At 64.6% G+C, this 20491-nt stretch carries 18 protein-coding genes; 11 read left to right on the top strand and 7 right to left on the bottom strand.

From position 1 onward, the window contains the following. Positions 1–68 precede the first annotated feature (68 nt). From X566_RS18850 to aat, 4 genes are all read left to right on the top strand, one after another. Complete coding sequence (locus X566_RS18850) at positions 69–1589, top strand: CHASE3 domain-containing protein (protein ID WP_034470481.1); 1521 nt, start codon at positions 69–71, stop codon at positions 1587–1589. After that, positions 1586–2026, top strand: a complete 441-nt coding sequence (locus X566_RS18845; RefSeq protein WP_034470478.1) for a response regulator — start codon at positions 1586–1588, stop codon at positions 2024–2026. Before X566_RS18850 ends, X566_RS18845 begins: the two co-directional genes overlap by 4 nt. Continuing rightward, positions 2023–3105: a sensor histidine kinase gene (locus X566_RS18840; RefSeq protein WP_034470475.1), complete on the top strand. Its 1083-nt coding sequence runs from the start codon at positions 2023–2025 to the stop codon at positions 3103–3105. The genes X566_RS18845 and X566_RS18840 overlap by 4 nt, the downstream gene beginning before the upstream one ends. 167 nt (positions 3106–3272) lie before the next feature. Continuing rightward, positions 3273–3947 (top strand): leucyl/phenylalanyl-tRNA--protein transferase, encoded by a 675-nt coding sequence (aat, locus tag X566_RS18835; RefSeq protein WP_034470472.1) that lies wholly within the window; start codon positions 3273–3275, stop codon positions 3945–3947. 35 nt (positions 3948–3982) lie between these two features. Here aat and X566_RS18830 read toward each other — a convergent pair whose 3' ends face one another. Continuing rightward, positions 3983–4825, bottom strand: a complete 843-nt coding sequence (locus tag X566_RS18830; RefSeq protein WP_034472420.1) for an oxaloacetate decarboxylase — start codon at positions 4823–4825, stop codon at positions 3983–3985. A 259-nt stretch (positions 4826–5084) separates the two neighbouring features. Here X566_RS18830 and X566_RS18825 point away from each other — a divergent pair, with 259 nt between their 5' ends. Continuing rightward, positions 5085–5780 (top strand): helix-turn-helix transcriptional regulator, encoded by a 696-nt coding sequence (locus tag X566_RS18825; protein WP_034470468.1) that lies wholly within the window; start codon positions 5085–5087, stop codon positions 5778–5780. Between the two features lie 47 nt (positions 5781–5827). On the opposite strand, the gene X566_RS18820 is transcribed toward X566_RS18825, so the two are convergent. Then, the gene (locus X566_RS18820; protein WP_034472417.1) at positions 5828–6721 is read right to left on the bottom strand and encodes a DUF2155 domain-containing protein; all 894 of its coding nucleotides are present in this window, start codon (positions 6719–6721) and stop codon (positions 5828–5830) included. Positions 6722–7035: 314 nt separating this feature from the next. Here X566_RS18820 and X566_RS18815 point away from each other — a divergent pair, with 314 nt between their 5' ends. Both X566_RS18815 and X566_RS18810 read left to right on the top strand, forming a co-directional pair. After that, positions 7036–7977: an alpha/beta hydrolase gene (locus X566_RS18815; RefSeq protein WP_034470467.1), complete on the top strand. Its 942-nt coding sequence runs from the start codon at positions 7036–7038 to the stop codon at positions 7975–7977. Between the two features lie 141 nt (positions 7978–8118). Then, positions 8119–9057 (top strand): alpha/beta hydrolase, encoded by a 939-nt coding sequence (locus X566_RS18810; RefSeq protein ID WP_034470466.1) that lies wholly within the window; start codon positions 8119–8121, stop codon positions 9055–9057. A 75-nt stretch (positions 9058–9132) separates the two neighbouring features. Here the strand turns inward: X566_RS18810 and X566_RS18805 are convergent, their stop codons facing one another. After that, a complete protein-coding gene (locus X566_RS18805; protein ID WP_034470463.1) occupies positions 9133–10077 on the bottom strand; it encodes a GlxA family transcriptional regulator in 945 nt (314 codons plus the stop codon). 114 nt (positions 10078–10191) lie between these two features. Here X566_RS18805 and X566_RS18800 point away from each other — a divergent pair, with 114 nt between their 5' ends. Continuing rightward, complete coding sequence (locus X566_RS18800) at positions 10192–10899, top strand: DJ-1/PfpI family protein (protein WP_034470458.1); 708 nt, start codon at positions 10192–10194, stop codon at positions 10897–10899. A gap of 89 nt (positions 10900–10988) precedes the next feature. Here the strand turns inward: X566_RS18800 and X566_RS18795 are convergent, their stop codons facing one another. Together X566_RS18795 and X566_RS18790 are read right to left on the bottom strand one after the other, a co-directional pair. Further along, on the bottom strand, positions 10989–11393 hold the full coding sequence (locus tag X566_RS18795; protein WP_034472415.1) for a hypothetical protein: 405 nt from the start codon (positions 11391–11393) through the stop codon (positions 10989–10991). 159 nt (positions 11394–11552) lie between these two features. Then, positions 11553–11963 (bottom strand): NADH:ubiquinone oxidoreductase subunit NDUFA12, encoded by a 411-nt coding sequence (locus X566_RS18790; protein WP_034470455.1) that lies wholly within the window; start codon positions 11961–11963, stop codon positions 11553–11555. 340 nt (positions 11964–12303) lie between these two features. Here X566_RS18790 and X566_RS18785 point away from each other — a divergent pair, with 340 nt between their 5' ends. Beyond that, positions 12304–12858 carry a BA14K family protein gene (locus X566_RS18785; protein WP_034470452.1) on the top strand — a complete coding sequence of 185 codons (555 nt, stop codon included), beginning with the start codon at positions 12304–12306 and terminating at the stop codon, positions 12856–12858. Between the two features lie 76 nt (positions 12859–12934). Here X566_RS18785 and X566_RS18780 read toward each other — a convergent pair whose 3' ends face one another. After that, on the bottom strand, positions 12935–13780 hold the full coding sequence (locus X566_RS18780) for a DMT family transporter (RefSeq protein ID WP_051444481.1): 846 nt from the start codon (positions 13778–13780) through the stop codon (positions 12935–12937). Between the two features lie 35 nt (positions 13781–13815). Next, positions 13816–14715: a DMT family transporter gene (locus tag X566_RS18775; protein WP_034470447.1), complete on the bottom strand. Its 900-nt coding sequence runs from the start codon at positions 14713–14715 to the stop codon at positions 13816–13818. Between the two features lie 265 nt (positions 14716–14980). On the opposite strand from X566_RS18775, the gene X566_RS18770 reads away from it, so the two are divergent. After that, on the top strand, positions 14981–16162 hold the full coding sequence (locus X566_RS18770; RefSeq protein ID WP_051444344.1) for a mechanosensitive ion channel family protein: 1182 nt from the start codon (positions 14981–14983) through the stop codon (positions 16160–16162). A 568-nt stretch (positions 16163–16730) separates the two neighbouring features. Then, a complete protein-coding gene (locus X566_RS18765) occupies positions 16731–20459 on the top strand; it encodes a vitamin B12-dependent ribonucleotide reductase (protein ID WP_034472410.1) in 3729 nt (1242 codons plus the stop codon). Positions 20460–20491 lie beyond the last annotated feature (32 nt).

Here is a 20491-nt window from a genome sequence, read left to right as displayed (position 1 = left end):
GTGCACGGCCCGGTCGAGAAGTCCATGATCCGATTCGAATCGACAATGGCCGCCCTCCTGATGGTTACATGACGAACACAAAGAGCACGCGGCCGCGGATCGTTCAGACGTTTTTGCTCGTTGCCGGTATGTTGGTCCTGATCGGGATCAGCGCCAGTTCGATCTATCTCGTCTATTCGATGCGCAACGATGCCGACGCGATCGCCCATACGATGGAGGTCGAGAACCAGATTTCGCTGATGCTGCTACAGCTTCGCCGGGCCGAGAGTGCCGAGCGGGGTTTCCTGCTGACATCAAAGCCGGAATTCCTGGACGAGTTCAACCAGTCCGAAGCAGCGCTTCGCCCAACCTTCGATCGCCTCAAGCAACTGACAGCGGACAATCCCGTACAGGTTCGCCATCTTGCCGAGATGTGGCCGCTGCTCGAGCGGCAGTTGCGGGATTTCAACGTCGTCGTTGGCCTCGCCCGCAGCGGTCAGCAGGCGGAAGCGCTGAAGGTGATCGCCGACAACGCACCGCGCCAGACCAATGCGAACATTCGCGATATGGCGGCCGCGATGCGCGCGGAGGAAGAACGGCTGCTAGCACAGCGCAGCGCGGCAGCCGGCCGCAACCAGACGCTGTCGGCGATCGTCACGACCGCAGGGTCCGGCATCGTGCTGGCGCTGGCGCTGACCTCCATGTTCTTCGTGCGCCGCTCGCAACAGCTGCGCGATATGGCCGAGCAGCAGTTGCGCGAAATGAACTCCACGCTGGAGGCGGCAGTCGATGAGCGCACCGCCGACCTGCGCGAAGCGAACGAGGAGATTCAGCGGTTCGCCTACATCGTCAGCCACGACCTGCGCTCGCCGCTCGTCAACATCATGGGCTTCACCAGCGAGCTGGAGGAATTGCGAGAGGGCATCTTTCGCCGCATCGGTGAACTCACGTCACGCGCCGATGCACACGAGCCGACCGCGGTGGCGGCGGCGCCGTTGCTCGAGGGTGACGATAAGCAGCTCGCCGAGGAGTTCGACGAAGCCATCACCTTCATCAAGTCGTCGATCGGCAAAATGGATCGGCTGATCAACGCCATTCTGCATCTGACCCGCGAAGGCCGCCGCGAGTTCAAGCCCGAACGGATCGACGTCGGCCAGCTGATCGAAACGATTACCGAGACCGTCGCCCACCAGGCCGACGAAGCGAACGCCGAAATCAAAGTCGAGCCGCTGCCCGACGTCGTCAGCGACCGTCTCGCGCTCGAACAGATTTTTTCCAACCTGATCGACAATGCATTGAAATACCTCAATCCCGGTATACCAGGCGTGATCCAGATCAAGGGGCGGCGCAAAACCGGCTACATCATCTACGACGTGATCGATAACGGGCGTGGGATCGATCCGAAGGACCATCAGCGCATCTTCGACCTGTTCCGTCGGGCCGGCGCGCAAGACCGCCCCGGTCAAGGCATTGGCCTCGCCCACGTCCGCGCTCTGGTGCGGCGCATGGGCGGAACCCTGTCGGTTTCGTCCGAACCAGGAAAAGGCAGCACCTTCACCGTGATGCTGCCGAGCAAATGGAAACTCGATTCAAAGGAAATGACGGCATGAACACGCCTGTTACCATCGTCATGATCGAAGACGATGAAGGCCACGCGCGGTTGATCGAACGAAATATCCGCCGCTCCGGGGTCAACAACGACATCGTGCCGTTCAGCAACGGCACCGATGCGATGACGTTCCTGCTCGGCAATGACGGTAACGGCGTGCCGCGGAAGGGCGAGGGATTGCTCATCCTGCTCGATCTCAACCTCCCCGACATGACCGGTACGGAAATCCTGCGCCGGGTAAAGGAAACGCCGCATTTGAAGTGCACGCCTGTCGTCGTCCTGACGACCACCGATGACGCCCACGAGATCAAACGTTGTTATGAACTCGGGTGTAACGTCTACATTACGAAGCCCGTCAACTACGAGAACTTCGCTAACGCAATCCGTCAGCTTGGCCTGTTCTTTTCCGTGATCCAGGTCCCGTCCAACGCCGCATGACCGCAGAGAAAGCACCGACCGCGCTCTACATCGACGACGACGCCGATCTTGCCCGGCTGGTCGAGCGCGGCTTGAAGCGGCAGGGATTCACCGTGGAGCATGCGCGCGATGGCGAGAGCGGCCTTGCACGCATTCGCGCCGGCGGGATCGACGTCATCGCGCTGGATCAGCATATGCCGGGCCTCGACGGACTGGAAACGCTGGCGCGCATCCGCGCGATCGAGAACGCGCCGCCGGTGGTCTTCGTCACCGCCTCGCTCGACAGTCGCATTGCCGTCACCGCGTTGAAGGCCGGCGCCGCGGACTATCTCGTCAAAGATACACAGGGCGAGTTCGTGCCCCTGCTCGCGGTCGCGGTGACCGGCGCACTGAACGGCGCGCGCATGCGCCATGCGAAGGAAGCCGCCGAAGCCGAGGTCCGCGCCGCACGCGACCGTTACGCAGCGCTTGCCGCCGAACGCGAGGTGTTGCTGCGCGAGGTCAACCATCGCGTCGGCAACAGCTTGCAGATCATCGCCTCGCTCCTGCATCTGCAGGCGTCTTCCGCAGAGGATCCCGATGTCAAGGCGGCGCTGACCAATGCCATGGGCCGGGTCGCTGCGGTGGCGCAGGTCCACCGCCGGCTCTACACCTCGCACGACCTGAAAGGCGTGATGCTCGACCAATATCTCGAAGCACTGCTCGAGGATCTGCGGCGCTCGGCCGAGGGCGAGAAGCTGACCCAGCTCACGCTATCGAGCGAGTCGGTCGAGATCGATCCGGACAGCGCGGTGGCGATCGGCATCATCGTCAACGAGCTTGTCATCAACGCCGTCAAATATGCTTATCCGGAAGGATCGGGGCCGATTGACGTGACGCTCCGCCGCAAGGGAGACGGTATCGAGCTCGCCATCGCCGATCAGGGCGTCGGCATGCAGTCGGCACCGGCGCCGGGATCGACCGGCATGGGTCAGCGCATCGTCGAGGCGATGGCCACCAAACTCGATGCGAAAATCGTTCGTGATCCATCTCACGCCGGCACACGGATGGTGCTGTGCGTTCCGCCCCGGCCGGCGAAGGGGCAAGCCAAGACCGCCTAGCACGGCCACGCAATCAACCCAGCAACTCCGCCTCGTGCAGCTTTCGGCAACGTGGGCGCACGTTCACGTGAACAACGCGCCAACAGGCCCTGAAGCTTCGGTTGATTCCGGCGGGACCGGACGCTCCGGCCGGTGCGCAACGACGCACGGTCTGCTATACAAGAGAGATGGCGTCGCGGGACACGATGAATGCCGAGATCACACCGGAGGTGCTGCTCCGCGCCTATGCGTGCGGCATCTTCCCGATGGCGGAAAGTGCCGACGATCCAACGCTGTTCTGGGTCGAACCGGAGGAACGCGGCATCATCCCACTCGGCGGGTTGCGTGTCTCGTCGCGGCTCGCGCGCACGGTGCGGTCCGACCGTTTCACGGTCACCGTTGATCGATGTTTCGATGAAGTCATCGACGGCTGCGCGGAACGCGCGCCCGGACGCGACAACACCTGGATCAATGCGCGCATCCGCACGCTGTATTCCGGCCTGCATCGCCTCCGCCATTGCCACAGCGTTGAGGTGTGGGACAGTGACGCCCTTGTCGGCGGGCTATACGGCGTCAATCTTGGCGGAGCCTTTTTCGGCGAGAGTATGTTTCATCGCGCACGCGATGCCTCCAAGGTTGCGCTCGTCCATCTGGTGGCGCGGCTGGTCGCCGGCGGCTTCACGTTGCTGGATACGCAGTACGTGACCGAACACTTGCGCAGCCTGGGCGCCATCGAAATCCCGCGCCGCCGCTACCGCACCGAACTCGACCGCGCGCTGCAGCATGAGGGTAACTTCGCCGCGCTGCCGGTCGACCGTCCGGTTTCCGGCGCAGAGGCGCTGGCCGTTCTGGCGGCGCGCTGATCGCGATCGCGGCGAGGTTGCTCAGCGGCGTCCCCTCATGAGGCAGACGGGCGGACGACGTATGGCGCAAACACCGTTTGCAACTCCTTGCCCGGATAGCCGTTGGCGAGTTCGGTGAACGTCCCCTGCTCCAGCATCTCCTTCGCAGCACGCATGAAGCCGCCCCAGGCCGCGCGCGCGAGATGCCCGCCAAGACTGACACGGCGGACACCGAGCGCAGCGAGATCGGCCACCATCGTATCCGGCGTCAGTACCAGCACGTTGACCGGCTTCGGCGCGACCGCCTTCACTACCGCCGAAATCTGCTCCTTGCTATGGATGCCCGGCGCGTAGAGGCAATCCGCACCCGCCTCCGAGAACGCGACGAGCCGCTTGATCGTCATATCGAGATCGGCCTCGCCAGTCAGGAAGCCCTCGCAGCGTGCGACCAGCAAGGCACCGCTCTTGTCAGCGTCGATCGCCTCGCGCGCTGCGCGGATGCGCTCGACCGAGAGCGCAAAGTCATACAGCGGCTTGGCGGCATCGCTGTTGCGGTTCTCGATCGACAGTCCGGCGACACCGGTCGCGACGCATTTGCGGACATTGGCCGCAACGCCGTCGGGATCGTCGGCGAAGCCGGATTCGAAATCCGCATTCACCGGCAGATCGCTCGCCGCGCACAGCGCCGTCAAGTGTGCGAGCAGTTCGTCACACTTCAGCCCGTAATCGCTCCGCCCCATCGACCACGCGAACCCCGCGCTGGTGGATGCGAGCGCCTTGAAGCCGAGCGACTGCAGAAGCCGCGCCCCGCCGGCATCCCACGGGTTCGGCAGCACGAAGCAGCCACTTTCATGCAGCTTGAAGAAATCGGCGCGCTTCTGCGCGACTGACACGGTCATGATGTCCTCGCCTGTATCGGTGTTCACCTTGCACGGTATCGACGGATCGCTCCGCAGCCTCGCCCGCCCCCTTTTGGCGCCAAAGTCCCTGCGTCCAAGTATAACGCGCCGAAGCGCGACCTGTCCGTGTCCCGCCGGGCTGTGATCCGTGACATTCACAGTCTGGAGGGCCAAGACGTTGCGGATGCTGCCATAACGGTGTCAGCATGGGGCGACCCTACGCGTTGTCCGACGAAGATGCTTCGATTAGGCTCGAAGCATGAAGGAAGGTCCGAACATCGCCATCGTCGCATCGCTCGTCGGTGATCCCGCGCGTGCCAATATGCTCAACGCTCTATTCGGCGGCGCAGCGCTCACCGCAAGCGAACTGGCAACCGAAGCCGGCGTCACCCTGCAGACGGCAAGCTCGCATCTGGCCAAGCTCCAGCAAGGCCGGCTGATCGAACAAAAGCAGCAGGGCCGCCATCGCTATTACCGGCTGTCCGGCAGCGAGGTTGCCGACGTGCTCGAGGCACTCGGTACGCTTGCCGTCCGCGCGGGACATGTGCGCGTCCGTCCCGGACCGAAGGACCCGGCCATGCGGCGCGCCCGCGTGTGCTACGATCATCTCGCCGGCGAATTCGGCGTGCGGATGTTCGATTCCATGGTCCATCGCAAATATCTCGCGATCGACCCGGAGCGCATCACGGTCACGCCACGCGGCGCCAAATTTCTCGTCGAATTCGGCGTCGATCTCGACGCCATCCGTGGCGGACGCAGGCCGCTGTGCAAGGCGTGTCTCGATTGGAGCGAGCGGCGCAGCCATCTCGCGGGCTCGCTCGGAGCGGCGCTGCTGGATCGCGTCTATGCGTTGAAATGGGCGCGACGGGAGAGCGGTAGTCGGGTCGTCAGGTTCACACCGGGTGGCGAGCAGACGTTCGCGGCCCTGTTCGCCACCAGCGGCTCGAAAGCGTAGCTTTCAAAGGCTTGGCATCAAAGACTAAGCGCCCAACGGCTTCGCGCTCAGCGGAAGCCTGGCAGCGGCGCGGGCTGGGGCTGATACTGCGGCTGGTATTGCGGCGGCGGAGGTGGCGGAGGCGCCTGCCGCCGGGCCGGTTGCCGCTGCTTCTGAGCCGGCGGCGCACGCGGTGGCGGCTCGGGCTGCGCGCTGGCAACGGTCGCATCCGGACCTTTGCAGTCAGTCAGCCACACGTCGTAGATCGGATGCTCAACGCCGTGCAGGCCGGGACTTGCCGCAAACATCCACCCCGAGAAGATGCGCTTGACCTCGCCCTGCAGGGTGATCTCGTCCACCTCGACAAAGGCATCGGTGTTGGTCGCCTCGGTCGCGGGCCGCGTGTAGCAGGCCTGCGGCTTCACCCGCAGCGCACCGAACTGCACGGTCTCGCCGATATCGACGTCGAACTTGATGATACGGCCGGTGATCTTGTCGAGCCCGGCAAACACCGCCTGCTTGTTGACGATCTTTTGCGCCGGCGGCGCAGTGACGATCTCGTCACCCGGCTGCACGGTCGCGGGGGCGGCCGCAGGCGTTCCCCGCGGCTGGCGCTGACCGGGCGGCAGGCCTGGCAGCGGGTTCGGCGTGGCGACGGCGGGACCGGCTGGCGGCGATCCGGGCTGTTGCTGCGGCGGCATCGGCAAGGGCTGCGACTGCACCGATCCTGGCGGCGGGATGCTCCCGCCCGGCGGCAGCCGGTTCGGCGCCGGCAGAATGCGTCCCTGCGGAATGTCCGGCACGTCTTCCGCGTCGGGGTCCTGCACCCGCTCCTGGGCACCGACATTGCCTGGCGGGCGTGGCGGCTGATTGCCGAAGTACTGGGCCAGCGATGGCACCGGATACACAAGTCCTGCGGCTGTCATCGCGGCAAGAAGGATGAATGAGGCGGATCGAAGCATTGCGCGCGACATCAACCAAAGGCGAATCGGGCTCGCAGGATCGCAAGGCCGCTCAAACGTCGGGTTAACACGCTGAATACGGCATGGAAAGGGCGTAACCGCCGGAGTTCCCTGCGAGATTTGCAATCCGATCACCGGCGGACTGGAGTTTCATCGGAAGCGACTGTGCGGATTGCAGGCTCGCATGCGCTGGTCGCGATCTGCGCATGCAGGGACGTGCTTTGGCCGCACTGGTCAGAGCCGGTTGGCGATGAGATAGTCAGATCAGCCGCCTACAACACGGCGACAAAAACGCAATTTGGAGGAAACTCACGATGCCCGTCGTACTCGACCCGTCCGCCGCCGCCGTCATCAAGGCCTTCCGCGAGGCGAACCGGCCGAAGTACGAGACGATGCCCGCGCCGGAAGCCCGCGCGGCGTCCGCACTCGGCCGCGCCGTGGTGCAACCCGATCCGCCCGAGCTCGCCTCGGTCGAAAATATCTCCGCCCCGTCGCCGGACGGGCCGATCCCGCTGCGCGTCTACAAGCCGAAGGCACCGCTCGGCCATCCCGCTCCGGCTCTCGTGTTCTATCACGGCGGCGGCTGGGTGATCGGCGACCTCGATTCCCACGACGTGGTCTGCCGCATGGTCGCCGACCAGGCAGGCTTCATCGTCGTGGCCGTCGACTATCGTCTTGCTCCCGAGCACAAATTTCCAGCGGCCGCCATCGATGCGATCGCGGCGACGCAATGGGTCGTCGACAATGCCGCCAAGCTCGGCATCGATCCGAACCGGATCTTCGTCGGCGGCGACAGCGCCGGCGGCAATCTCACCGCGGTCGTCACCATCCATGCCCGCGACAAGGGCGGCCCGAAGTTCGCTGGTCAGGTGCTGATCTATCCCACCACCGACCTCGCGTTGTCGCATCCCTCGCATCGCGATCCGGATACCGACGTCCTGCTGACCCACTCGCTGATGCGCTGGTTCAAGGATCACTACCTGAACGGCACCGGCGACGTTGACGACTGGCGCGCGTCGCCAGCGCGGGTGAAGGATCTCAAGGGCCTGCCGCGGGCACTGGTGATCACCTGCGGCGCCGACCCACTGCATGACGAAGGCGTCGAGTACAAGGACCGCCTGCAGGCGTCCGGCGTCGAGGTTGCCTACAGCGACTATCCCGGCCAATTCCATGGCTTCTGGACCATGGGCAAACTGCTGCCCGAGGCCAACACCCTCACCAGCGAGATTGCGGCCTGGCTCAAGTCCAAGGCGTAACGTCGAGGCGTGACTTCAAGGCGTCGCGCTAGGGGCAAAGCGCGACGCCAACTCTCTAAGACCGATAAGCCCCAAAAACGCGGGCGATCGTGCTGACGCAGAGCGCCCGGTTCGCAAAAAACAGCACAGGAGGAAACATCCATGTCCGTCGTGCTCGATCCGTCTGCCGCCGCGGTGATGAAGGCTTTTCGTGATGCCAACCGGCCGTCCTACGAGACGATGTCGCCGCCGGAAGCGCGCGAGGCGTACATGGCCGCACGCGCCGCCTCGCAACCGGAGCCGCCGCACGTCGCCTCGGTGGAGGATATCTCTGCACCCTCGCCTGCGGGCCCGATCCCGTTGCGGGTCTACAAACCGGCGGCAGCGACTGGCACAGCGGCCGCATTGATCTACATTCACGGCGGCGGATTCGTGATCGGCAACATCGACTCCCATGATGTGCTCTGCCGCACCCTCGCCAACGATGCGGGCATCATCGTCGTGTCGATCGAATACCGGCTTGCGCCCGAGCACAAATTTCCGGCCGCCGTGGACGACTCGATCGCCGCAACCCGCTGGATTGCCGACAACGCCAGCACATTCGGCATCGATCCGAACCGCATCTTCATCGGCGGCGACAGCGCCGGTGGCAACCTGTCCGCCGTGGTCGCCATTCATGCGCGCGATTCCGGCGGACCGAAACTTGCCGGCCAGGTGCTGATCTATCCCGCGACCGATTTCTCCATGTCGCATCCCTCGCATCTCGATCCCGATACTGGCGCGCTCTTGACCCGCTCGCTGATCGGCTGGTTCCGCACGCAGTATCTGAACGGCAACGGTGACATCGACGACTGGCGCGCCTCGCCACTGCGGATCAAGGACTTCAAGGGCCTGCCCCCGGCTTACGTCATGACCTGCGGCGCCGATCCGCTGCACGACGAAGGTGCCGAATATGCCGAACGGCTGAAGGACGCCGGCATCGACGTTGCCTACAGCCACTTTCCCGGACAGTTTCATGGCTTCATCACCATGGGCAAGATCCTGCCCGAGGCCAACGTTGCTGCCCGCGAGGTCGCAGCCTGGCTGAAGGCCCGCGCCTAGCCTTGGTCTAAGCCCGCACGCCTTTAGGTGCGCGTACGCGCGCGTGATGCATCTCGCTCGATGTCGCGCAGCTCCTCACGCCAAGCGCGCGGCCCGCCGCAACGACTGCGGCGGGTGACCGAAGGTGCGTACGAATGCACGCCGCATCCGCTCCGCATCGCCGAAACCGGATGATTGTGCGATCATTTCGATCGGCTCAGAGCCCGATTGCACGCGGCTGCGCGCGACCTCGATCCGCAATCGCTCGACCGCCTTCGACGGCGAGACGCCAAGCTCGGCGGTGAAACTGCGCGAGAAGTGTCGCGCACTCATACGCGCCTGCTCGGCGAGACGTTCGACAGTAAGCGGCTGGTCGAGGTGCTCGCGCGCCCACGCCAGCAGCGGCTTGAAACGGCCGGTCGGCGACGTCAGTTCGAGCAGCGCCGAGAACTGTGATTGGCCGCCCGGACGGCGGTGATAAACGACGAGCTGGCGCGCGGCCTGGCGGGCGATTGCCTCGCCGAAATCGTCCTCGATCATCGCCAGCGCGAGATCGATCCCAGCGGTGATGCCGGCCGAACTCCAGATGTTGCCGTCCTGTACGTAGATCCGGTCCGGCTCGAGCTTGACCTTCGGATAGCGCGCGAGAAAGTGCTGCGTTCGCCCCCAATGGGTGGTAGCGCGGCGGCCGTCGAGCAGTCCCGCTTCAGCCAGAATGTAGGAGCCCGAACAGACGCTCGCGACGCGGCGTCCGTTGCGAGCGGCCGCGCGGACGAAATTCATCAGCCGCGCATCGGCGATTGCTCCACGCGTCCCGTCACCCCCCGCAACGATCAGCGTATGCGGCAGCGCCGCTCCCTTGATGCCCCGCGCCTGGATCGCGACGCCCGATGACGAACGCACCGCTCCCGCCTTCGACGCGAAGACCGTGATCTGTGGCCGCTTGCCGCTGAAGCGGTGTGCGATCTCGAACGCCGCGATCGGCCCGCTTGCATCCAGCAGTTGGAAATCGGGAAACACCAGGATGCCGATACCGGCCATAATCGCTCGCTCCGGCGGCTATGTCTGAAATCGAGGGAAATATGTCATTTATGCCATCAGCCAAGCATGCGAGGTTGATCGCGTCAAGCAAGCCTATGCCCGCAGGAGCGCCCCATGGCAGACACCATTCACATCGGCTTCGTCGTGTTTCCGAACGTCACCCAGCTCGATTTCACCGGCCCCCTGCAGGTGTTGAGCCGCGTGCCGGGAGCAAAGACATACCTGATCTGGAAGCGGATCGAGCCAGTGGCGAGCGACACCGCATTGACGATCACGCCGACGGCGACATTCTTTGATTGCCCTCAGCTCGACGTCATTTGCGTCCCTGGCGGCTTCGGCACCGACGCCTTGCTGAACGACGAGGAGGTGCTCGCATTCCTGCGCAAGCAGGCGGCCAACGCGCGCTACGTCACCTCGGTCTGCACCGGTTCGCTGGTGCTGGCGGCGGCGGGTCTGCTCGGTGGCTACAGGGCGGCCACCCACTGGTCGGCCATACCGTTGCTCGACAAGCTTGGCGTCGCCGTGGAGAAGACGCGCGTCTGCGTCGATCGCAACCGTATCACCGGCGGCGGTGTCACCGCCGGTATCGACTTTGGCCTAACGCTGGCGGAGAAGCTCTCCGACCGCACCACCGCGCAGACGATCCAGTTGATGCTAGAGTACGATCCGGCGCCGCCATTCAATGCTGGTTCGCCGGACACGGCTCCTCCCGAGGTGGTGCAACGAATCACCCAGCGCATCACCTCCGCGGCAGCAGGCCAATCGCAACGCATGGCTGCCGTCGAGCAGGCCGCCGCACGGCTCGCGGCCTCGGCCGGCTGACGCCGCCTCAAAGAGCATTACGCACAGCTCAAACGCAGGCGATCAAGAGAGAGCAGGCTCAATCGCTCCGGCGTATCAAAGTCCGCGCGTCAAAGCCCTTCCGCCTTGCGCTGCTTCTTCACGAACGCGGTGCCGCAGGAGAGCTTCGCCGCGACCGGCGTGCGCTCGTCGAGCACCCGCCAGAACGGTGTGACCTCGGCGAGCTTGGCGCCCTGTTGGTGCCGTTCCAGCGCCATCTCCGCGACGGTGCGCAGATGAATGGCGGTGGTGATCGGACACGTCACCTCTGCCTTGTAGGTTCTGGCGAGTTTGGCGCGGAAGGTCTTCACGTCCATGCCCTGCCCGCGCGGAATTCTCGCAATGAAGGCGTCGATGATCTTCGGCGTCGGCACCAGCATAATCTCGCCCTTCTTCATGCCGGCGATATCGACCGGCACGGGCTTCACCTGATGCGGGCGTGGATCATTGAACTTGTCGGTCCAGGACTTCGCCATGGCCAAACTCCGGTCGCCGATTTCGCAGGTTAGCATAGCGAAAGTTGCCGGCGCAGCGACAGGCTGATGCTGTCTAGCGCGGACAAATGCCGGTTCAACATGCGAACGCCCGCCATGGCGAATCCATGGCAGGCGTTCGTCAGAACAGAGTTGGCGCCGTTACTGACCCGGCGTCCAGGCCTGGTAATCGCCGGTCGCCTTCGGACGGCGGCCTGAGGCCAGCATCGAGCCCGATGGCCGGTACGCGCCAGCGGTGCCGGTCAGGTTTGCCCGATGCGGCTTCTCCCACTCGCGCGGCTTGTAATTCAATTCGGTCGGCGGCACGTCCACGGTGTGGTGCATCCAGCCGTGCCAGTCTGCGGTGATGGTCGAAGCCTCGGCATAGCCGTTGTAGATCACCCAGCGTCGCTCGAAGCCGAGCGTCGGATCGATCTTGCCGCCCTTGGTCCGGTAATAACGGTTGCCGTTCTCGTCTTCACCGACGAACTCGCCGTAGAGAGCGGTCCAAACCTGGGTGCCGAAGGTCTGGCTGTTCCACCAGGTGAAGATCTTCAGGAAAAACTGCTTCATCGTGCGGGAATCCGGAGCAAAACGTCGAGCCTTGATGGCATTCACCGCGGACGTTGTCCAGCACCCGGTGCAAGCCCGCGCGCCCCCCGGGATGCTGGGACAGCGAACGAGAAGAATCCCGGAAAAACAAAAGTATACGTAAAGAACCTCAATTCGAACCTCGAATTTGGCCCAGGCTGGTTCCCTGCCTCGAAACCGGCTTAATTTGTTCAGACTGAGTACATGGGATGTCTGCTCTCGTTCCGGAGCGGATGACAAGCCTGTGAGCACATGGAACATCCCGGCCGTTCGCGGCTTAGCTGCTCGGTTCAGCTGCTCATGACATGCGGGGAGACCTTTTATGCGTAGTTTCAAATTGATGGCGGCAGCATCCCTGCTCGCCCTGGCGTTTCCGTTGATGACGGCATCGATGGCGACCGCCCAGGGATTGAAGGCAGGCGGCGGTGGCGGCGGCGGTGCCCGCATGGGTGGAGGCGGCGGCGGTGGCGGCGGCATCCGCATGGGCGGCGGCGGAGGTGGTTTCCATATGGGCGGAGGCGGCCTTAAGGCTGGCGGCGGCGCTATCGTGCGGCCGCCCGGCGGTGGCGGCTGGGCCGGCCGGCCCGGTTGGGGCGGACGCCCCGGCTGGGGCGGCGGCGGTTGGCATCGTCACCGGCATTGGGTCGGCCCGGGCATCGGCTTCGGTACGGGCCTGCTGCTTGGTGGCGCCCTCGCTTCGCCGTACTACGGCTCGTCCTATTACTATGACGACGATTATGACGACGGGTATGCCTATGTTCCCGCACCGTCATCGTCTGCGGCAGACGACGCCTATTGCCGCCAGCGCTATCGGTCCTACGATCCGCGTACGCGCACCTATCTGAATTACGACGGCAACCGTTATCCCTGCCCGTAACTAACGGGTACTTCGTCTCGATTACCGGCGCTTCCTGGCGCCGGTTTTCGTTTGCCCACTCGCGCCATGTTACGCATCAGGCGCGCGCCGCGAGTGCAACGCCGATGACCGTGCAGGCAAGGGCTGCGATCTGCGCAGGCCCGAGCGGCTCGTGCAATGCGAGCCCGGAGACCACGACACCAATCACCGGCACCAGCATCGTGCCGATCGCGGCCACGGACGCAGGCAGCCGCTCCAGCGCCGCGAACCAGCAGACATAGGCGATGCAGAACTGTCCGAAGGTCGCATAGGCCAGCGCGACCCACCCGCCAGCCGTAAGCGCAGACAGCTGCGGATGCTCGACGAATAGTCCGACCGCCGCTACCGGCGCGCAGCCAACGCCGATCTGCCAGGCAGCCGAGGTCACGCCAGGCAGTTGGATCGGGTGCTTCTTCAGAAAGATGGTGCCGAACGCGAACCCGATCGCGCCGCTCAACGCGAGCAGCACACCGGGCAGTTTCGTCACGCTGATCGTCATGTCGTTGCCGCCAAGCAGTGCCGCCAGCCCGATGAAGGCCATCACCAGTGCCACCACCCGCGTCCAGCGCATCCGTTCGCCAAGCAGCGGCCAGGCCAGGAGCGCCGTCCAGATCGGCATCGTGTAGGCGATGACGGCGGCTTCGCTCGCGGGCAGCCACACCAGCGCATAGCCCATCACCGCCATCCACAACGACACGTTCAGCACCGCCGAGACGACCAGCCGGAACCATTGGTCGCGCGGCACCCTAAGACTCACGCCCGTTGCCACCGCATAGAGCGCCAGCGCCAAGGCGCCGGCGACCCCGCTCAGGCCACGCGCCGACAATGGCGGCCACTGGGTCAGCAGGTATTTGGTGATCGGCCAGTTCAAGCCCCAGCCGACCGACGTTGTCAGCAGGAACATCACGCCCGCCGCCGATATCCGGTCGCGCGCGCCATTCACGACCGCACCGCCAGCACGACGCTGCCGATCGTGAAGACCAGGGCCGCGATCTGCGCCGCTCCGAGCGGTTCATTGAGCGCATAGGCCGAAGCGATCACACCGATGATCGGCACGAACATGGTGCCGATCGCCGCCACCGACGCGGGCAACCGTTGCAGCGCGGCGAGCCAGCAGACGAAGCCGATGCATTGCTGGACGGTGGTGTTGTAGGCCAGCGCCAGCCAGCCGACGATCGTGAGCGCTGCAATCTCCGGCCGCTCGATCGCGAGACCGAGCACCGCTACCGGCGCGCAGCCGATGCCGAGTTGCCAGGCGGCGGATGCGACTGGCGGCATCGCGATCGGAAAGCGTTTCAGGAAAATGGTGCCGAGCGCGTAGGTGACGGCGGTGATCAGCGCCAGGATCAGTCCCGGCAGCTTGACGAGGCTTGCTTCGATCGAATTGCCGCCCATCAACGCCGCGATGCCCGCAAACGCCATCAGCAGCGCCACCACCCGCATCAGCGTCAGCCGCTCGCCGAGCACCGGCCACGCCAGCAGCGCCGTCCACACCGGCATGGTGTAGGCGATGATGGCGGCCTCGCTCGCCGGCAGGATCGTCAAGGCGTAGCCCATCATCAGCACCCAGGAGGTGATGTTGAGCAGCGCCGAGATCACGATCCGAGGCCACATCCCGTTCGGCACCCGCAGCGTCTGCCGGAGCGCCACCGCCAGCGCAGCCAGCACCAGCGCGCCCGCGAAGCCCGACAGGCCCCGCGCCGACATCGGCGGCCACTCGCTGAGCAGGAGCTTCTGCACTGGCCAATTGATTCCGGCGCCGAGCGACATGATTCCGAGAAACAGGAATCCGGTCGGCGCGATTCGTGGGGGCGCGCTCTTCTGGATATCGACGGTCATCGCAAAAAGGGCTGGAGGGAATCGGCAAGCAGCAGCGATGAAGAATTAGGCACCAGAGCAGCCCAAATGCGAGCATAAATCGCGGTGTGCCAGGATTTCAGCGGACCGGCAGGCCCGGGTATCGGTCCATGTATCGGTCCAAGTACCGGTCCAAGTACCGGTCCAAGTATCGGTCGCCACCATCACCAATTGCATGCTGCGGCGATCCCTTTGCCGCACCAAGCGTTAGCCACTCTCTGTGGGCCTCGCGGGAGATGGAACCGCAATGGGTGATTTCTGGGACGACATCGTCATCGCGCTGGATTGGGTTCCGACGTGGATCGTCGGGCTGGTTCTCGTTGCGCTGGCGATTGTCGCAGCGCTGAGCGTACACCGGCTGCTGGTATGGATGATCCGCCGTACCATCGGCGCCAAGCCCTCGCTGTGGCTGATCATCCTGAAGCGGACGCGGGAGCCGAGCCGCCTCGCCTTCTGCCTAGCCGCCGTCGCCCTGGTGATGCCGCTGGCACCGTTGAACGCCCCGCTACGATCGGGGCTGACGCAGGCAATGGTGGTCGCCTGTATCGCGCTGATCGGCTGGATCGCCGTTCGGACCGTGGACATGGCTGCCGGACGCTACCTGCAGCGCTTTCGTGTCGACGTCGAGGACAACCTGCTTGCGCGCAAACACGTTACGCAGGTTCGCGTCCTCAAGCGTGTGATGGATACGCTCATCGTCATTGTCACGGTCTCGACCGCCCTCATGACGTTCGATTCGGTCCGTCAGTACGGTGTCAGCCTGTTCGCCTCGGCCGGTGCCGCCGGCCTGGTGCTCGGCCTGGCGGCGAGGCCCGTGCTCGGCAACCTGATCGCTGGGGTGCAGATCGCGATCACCCAGCCGATCCGCATCGAGGATGCGGTGATCGTCGAAAACGAGTGGGGCTGGGTCGAGGAGATCGCCTCCACCTATGTCGTGGTCCGCCTGTGGGACTGGCGGCGGCTGGTGGTTCCGCTGACCTATTTCATCGAGAAACCGTTCCAGAACTGGACGCGGGAAACCGCGTCGCTGATCGGCTCGGTGATCCTGCATGTGGACTACGCGGCCGATGTGGCTCGCATCCGCTCGCGCCTCACAAGCATTCTCAGCGAATCGAAGCTGTGGGACGGCGCTGTGGTGAATCTGCAGGTGGTCGATACCAATTCGCGAACGGTCGAGTTGCGCGCCCTGGTGAGCGCCCGCAATGCCTCGGCCGCGTGGGATCTCCGCTGCGAGGTGCGGGAAAAACTCCTGGCCTTCCTGCAGACGGACCTGCCGGAAGCCCTGCCCCGGGACCGGGCCGACATCTGGTTGCCGAGTCGCACCGCCAGCCCGATTCCGGAGCACACTGGCGGTCCGAATGGTGGTTCCCGAACCGAAACCGGCCGCCGCGACCGAGTCGTCGAAAAGACAACCCCTTCGGCCGAATAAAAACTTCCCCTGTGAAGAGCGGGCGCAGCTGAAATTCACAGACCTTGAAGCAAATTTTCTGGCTTCCGAATCCATGAGGACTCACCGATAGTTGGCGCCCATCGAGGCGCGGCTGAGCCCCTTGGTTTTCCCCTCTTTCCACCATATTTAGTATTTGATTCAGGAACTCGCACTATTGCTTGACGGGCGCGATGGCTTGGTCCTAAAGTTTGACCTGTTCGGCGCGAGTGGTTTGCGGTTCGCCGGGCGCTCTCCTGAAACGGGTCTGCACCCACCCACTCCGCCGCCGGTCGAGGCAGCGGATGAGGACGTGTCTGTCCCATTCGGACCCGGGCTCCCGGCCTGCGCGGAACAAGGCCAGATGCCGGCGGGCGGCAAGCCCGGCCAGGCACGATAGGCTCAAAAACAGTTGGGGCGTTGACAGAGCCGGGATTTCCACCTGGCAGAGCCGCGATCCACCTCCCACGTGTGCCTGACGGCATGGGTGGCGCGGGATCGCGAATGAGAAATCACCGGTTATCTTCCCGGGGAGGGATGGATCGCCGGCAAGAGACGGGGCATGACACCGATGCGAATTGAACGGCGCTACACCAAGGAAGGGCAGTCTCCCTACGCTGGCATTCAGTTCAGGCTGGCGACGAGCGAGATCAAGAATCCCGATGGCTCGATCGTGTTCCATCTCGATAATGTCGAAGTGCCGGATTTCTGGTCGCAGGTCGCCTCGGACGTGCTCGCTCAGAAGTATTTCCGGAAAGCGGGCGTGCCCGCCGCGCTGAAGAAGGTCGAGGAAGAAACCGTCCCCTCATTCCTGTGGCGCGCGGTCGCCGATACCGAGGGGCTGGCCGCCCTGCCCGAGGCCGAACGCTACGGCGGCGAGCGGTCGTCGAAGCAGGTGTTCGACCGCCTCGCCGGCTGCTGGACCTATTGGGGCTGGAAAGGCGGCTACTTCTCCTCGGAGGCCGACGCATCCGCCTTCTATGACGAGCTGCGCTACATGCTCGCGATGCAGATGGTCGCGCCGAACTCGCCGCAGTGGTTCAACACCGGCCTGCACTGGGCCTACGGCATCGACGGTCCGGGCCAGGGCCACTACTACGTCGATTGGAAGACCGGCAAGCTCACCAAGTCGAAGTCGGCCTACGAGCATCCACAGCCGCACGCCTGCTTCATCCAGGGCATCGAAGACGACCTCGTCAACGAGGGCGGCATCATGGACCTGTGGGTGCGCGAGGCGCGCCTGTTCAAATACGGCTCCGGCACCGGCTCCAACTTCTCACGCCTGCGCGGCGAAGGCGAGAAGCTGTCCGGCGGTGGCCGCTCGTCCGGCCTGATGAGCTTCCTCAAGATCGGCGATCGTGCGGCCGGCGCGATCAAATCCGGCGGCACCACGCGCCGCGCGGCGAAGATGGTGGTGGTCGATGCCGATCACCCGGATATCGAGGCCTATATCGACTGGAAGGTGAAGGAGGAGCAGAAGGTTGCCGCCCTCGTCACCGGCTCGAAACTGAACCAGAAACACCTGAAGGCGGTGCTGAAGGCCTGCGTCAACTGCGAAGGCTCGGGCGACGACTGCTTCGATCCCGAGAAGAACCCGGCGCTGCGGCGCGAGATCAAGCTCGCCCGCCGCGCACTGGTCACCGACAACATGATCAAGCGGGTGATCCAGTTCGCCAAGCAAGGCTACAAGGAGATCGATTTCCCGATCTATGACACCGATTGGGACTCAGAGGCGTATTTGACCGTCTCCGGCCAGAACTCCAACAACTCCGTCTCGCTGAAGGACGACTTCCTGCGCGCGGTCGAGACCGATGGCGACTGGAATCTCACCGCCCGCACCAGCAAGAAGGTGATGAAGACGCTGAAGGCGCGCGATCTGTGGGAGAAGATCGGCTATGCCGCCTGGGCCTCGGCCGACCCCGGCCTGCACTTCAACACTACCATGAACGACTGGCACACCTGCAAGGCGTCCGGCGACATCCGCGCTTCGAACCCGTGCTCGGAGTACATGTTCCTCGATGATACGGCGTGCAATCTCGCCTCGGCGAACCTCCTGACGTTCTACAACACCACGACGCGCACGTTCGACGTCGATGCGTACGAGCACCTGTGCCGGCTCTGGACGATCGTGCTCGAAATCTCGGTAATGATGGCGCAGTTCCCATCGAAGGCGATCGCCGAACTCTCCTACGAATTCCGTACGCTCGGCCTTGGCTATGCCAACATCGGCGGCCTGCTGATGACCATGGGCCTGCCGTACGACTCGAAGGAAGGCCGCGCGCTGTGCGGCGCGCTGACCGCGATCATGACCGGCACCGCCTATGCTACCTCCGCCGAGATGGCGAAGGAGCTCGGCCCCTTCCCCGGCCACAAGAAGAACGCCGGGCACATGCTGCGGGTGATCCGCAACCACCGCCGCGCCGCCCACGGCAACACCAGCGGCTATGAAGCGCTGGCCGTGAACCCGGTGCCGCTCGACCACGCCAGCTGCCCGCAGCCGAACCTGGTCGCGCACGCCAAGGCGGCCTGGGACAAGGCGCTGGAGCTCGGCGAGCAGCATGGCTATCGCAACGCACAGACCACCGTGGTTGCGCCGACCGGCACCATCGGCCTGGTGATGGACTGCGACACCACCGGCATTGAGCCCGACTTCGCGCTAGTGAAGTTCAAGAAGCTCGCCGGCGGCGGCTACTGGAAGATCATCAACCGCGCCGTCCCCGAAGCGATGCGGGCGCTCGGCTACCGCGAGAGCGAGATCGCCGAGGTCGAGGCCTACGCCGTCGGCCACGGCTCGATGACCAACGCGCCAGGCATCAACCACTCGACGCTGCGCGCCAAAGGCTTCACTGACGAGGCCATCGCCAAGATCGAGAAGGCGCTGCCGACCGCGTTCGACATCAAGTTCGCGTTCAACAAGTGGACGCTGGGCGAAGACTTCATCCGCGAGAAGCTCGGCATCGATGCCGAGGCACTGAACCAGCCGACCTTCGACCTGTTGACCGCGATCGGCTTCACCAAACGCGAGATCGAAGCCGCCAACGTGCACGTCTGCGGCGCGATGACGGTGGAAGGCGCTCCGCACCTGAAGCCCGAGCACTATGCGGTGTTCGACTGCGCCAATCCGTGCGGCAAGATCGGCAAGCGCTATCTCTCGGTGGAGAGCCACATCCGCATGATGGCGGCGTCGCAGCCGTTCATCTCGGGCGCGATCTCCAAGACCATCAACATGCCGAACGACGCGACGGTGGAGGACTGCAAGTCCGCCTACCTGCTGTCGTGGAAGCTCGCGCTGAAGGCCAACGCACTCTATCGCGACGGCTCCAAGCTGTCGCAGCCGCTGAACGCGCAGCTGATCTCCGACGAGGACGACGAGGACGACGGCGTCGACGCCTTCCTGGACAAGCCGATGGCCGCCCGCACCACGCAGGTCGCCGAGCGCGTGGTCGAGAAGATCGTCGAGCGCGTCACCGTGCTGCGCGAGCGCGAGAAGATGCCGGATCGCCGCAAGGGCTACACCCAGAAGGCGGTGGTCGGCGGCCACAAGGTCTACCTCCGCACCGGCGAATACGATGACGGCCGTCTCGGCGAGATCTTCATCGACATGCACAAGGAAGGCGCCGCGCTTCGCTCCTTCATCAACAACTTCGCCATCGCCGTGTCGCTCGGCCTGCAATATGGCGTGCCGCTCGACGAGTATGTCGATGCCTTCACCTTCACCCGCTTCGAGCCTGCGGGCCCGGTGCAGGGCAACGACTCGATCAAGTACGCGACCTCGATCCTCGACTATGTCTTCCGCGAACTGGCGGTCAGCTACATGTCGCGGTTCGACCTCGCCCATGTCGATCCGACCGAGTCGAACTTCGACGCGCTCGGCAAGGGTGTCGAGGAAGGCAAGCAGCCGGAAGCGACCGGTGCGGCCAAGTACCTGTCGAAGGGCCTGACCCGCTCGCGCACCGACAACCTCGTGGTGATGCGCGGCACGCCGGCGACCACGGCCCCGGCCGCGGCCAGCGTCACCGCGCTGTCGTCGGCGCGTGCCTCGGATGCGCTGGAAGGCGCCACCGCGCTGAAGGCCGAGCTCGAGACCGACCTGTCGCCGACCGAGAAGATCGAGGCGCTGGCGTGGTCGAAGCCGCAGGCGCAAGTCCAGGCGCAGCCGTCGAAGGCCGAACGCCGCGCGGAAGCGAAGGCCAAGGGCTACGAGGGCGAGATGTGCTCGGAGTGCGGCAACTTCACGCTGGTCCGCAACGGCACCTGCATGAAGTGCGACACCTGCGGAAGCACGACGGGGTGTTCGTAAGACGCTACCTCAGTCGTCTGCGATTGGAGCAG

It is taken from the genome of Afipia sp. P52-10 (assembly GCF_000516555.1).
Lineage (GTDB): Bacteria > Pseudomonadota > Alphaproteobacteria > Rhizobiales > Xanthobacteraceae > P52-10.
Note: the sequence above shows the minus strand (reverse complement) of the source record. Positions and strands in the feature narration are given on the sequence as shown.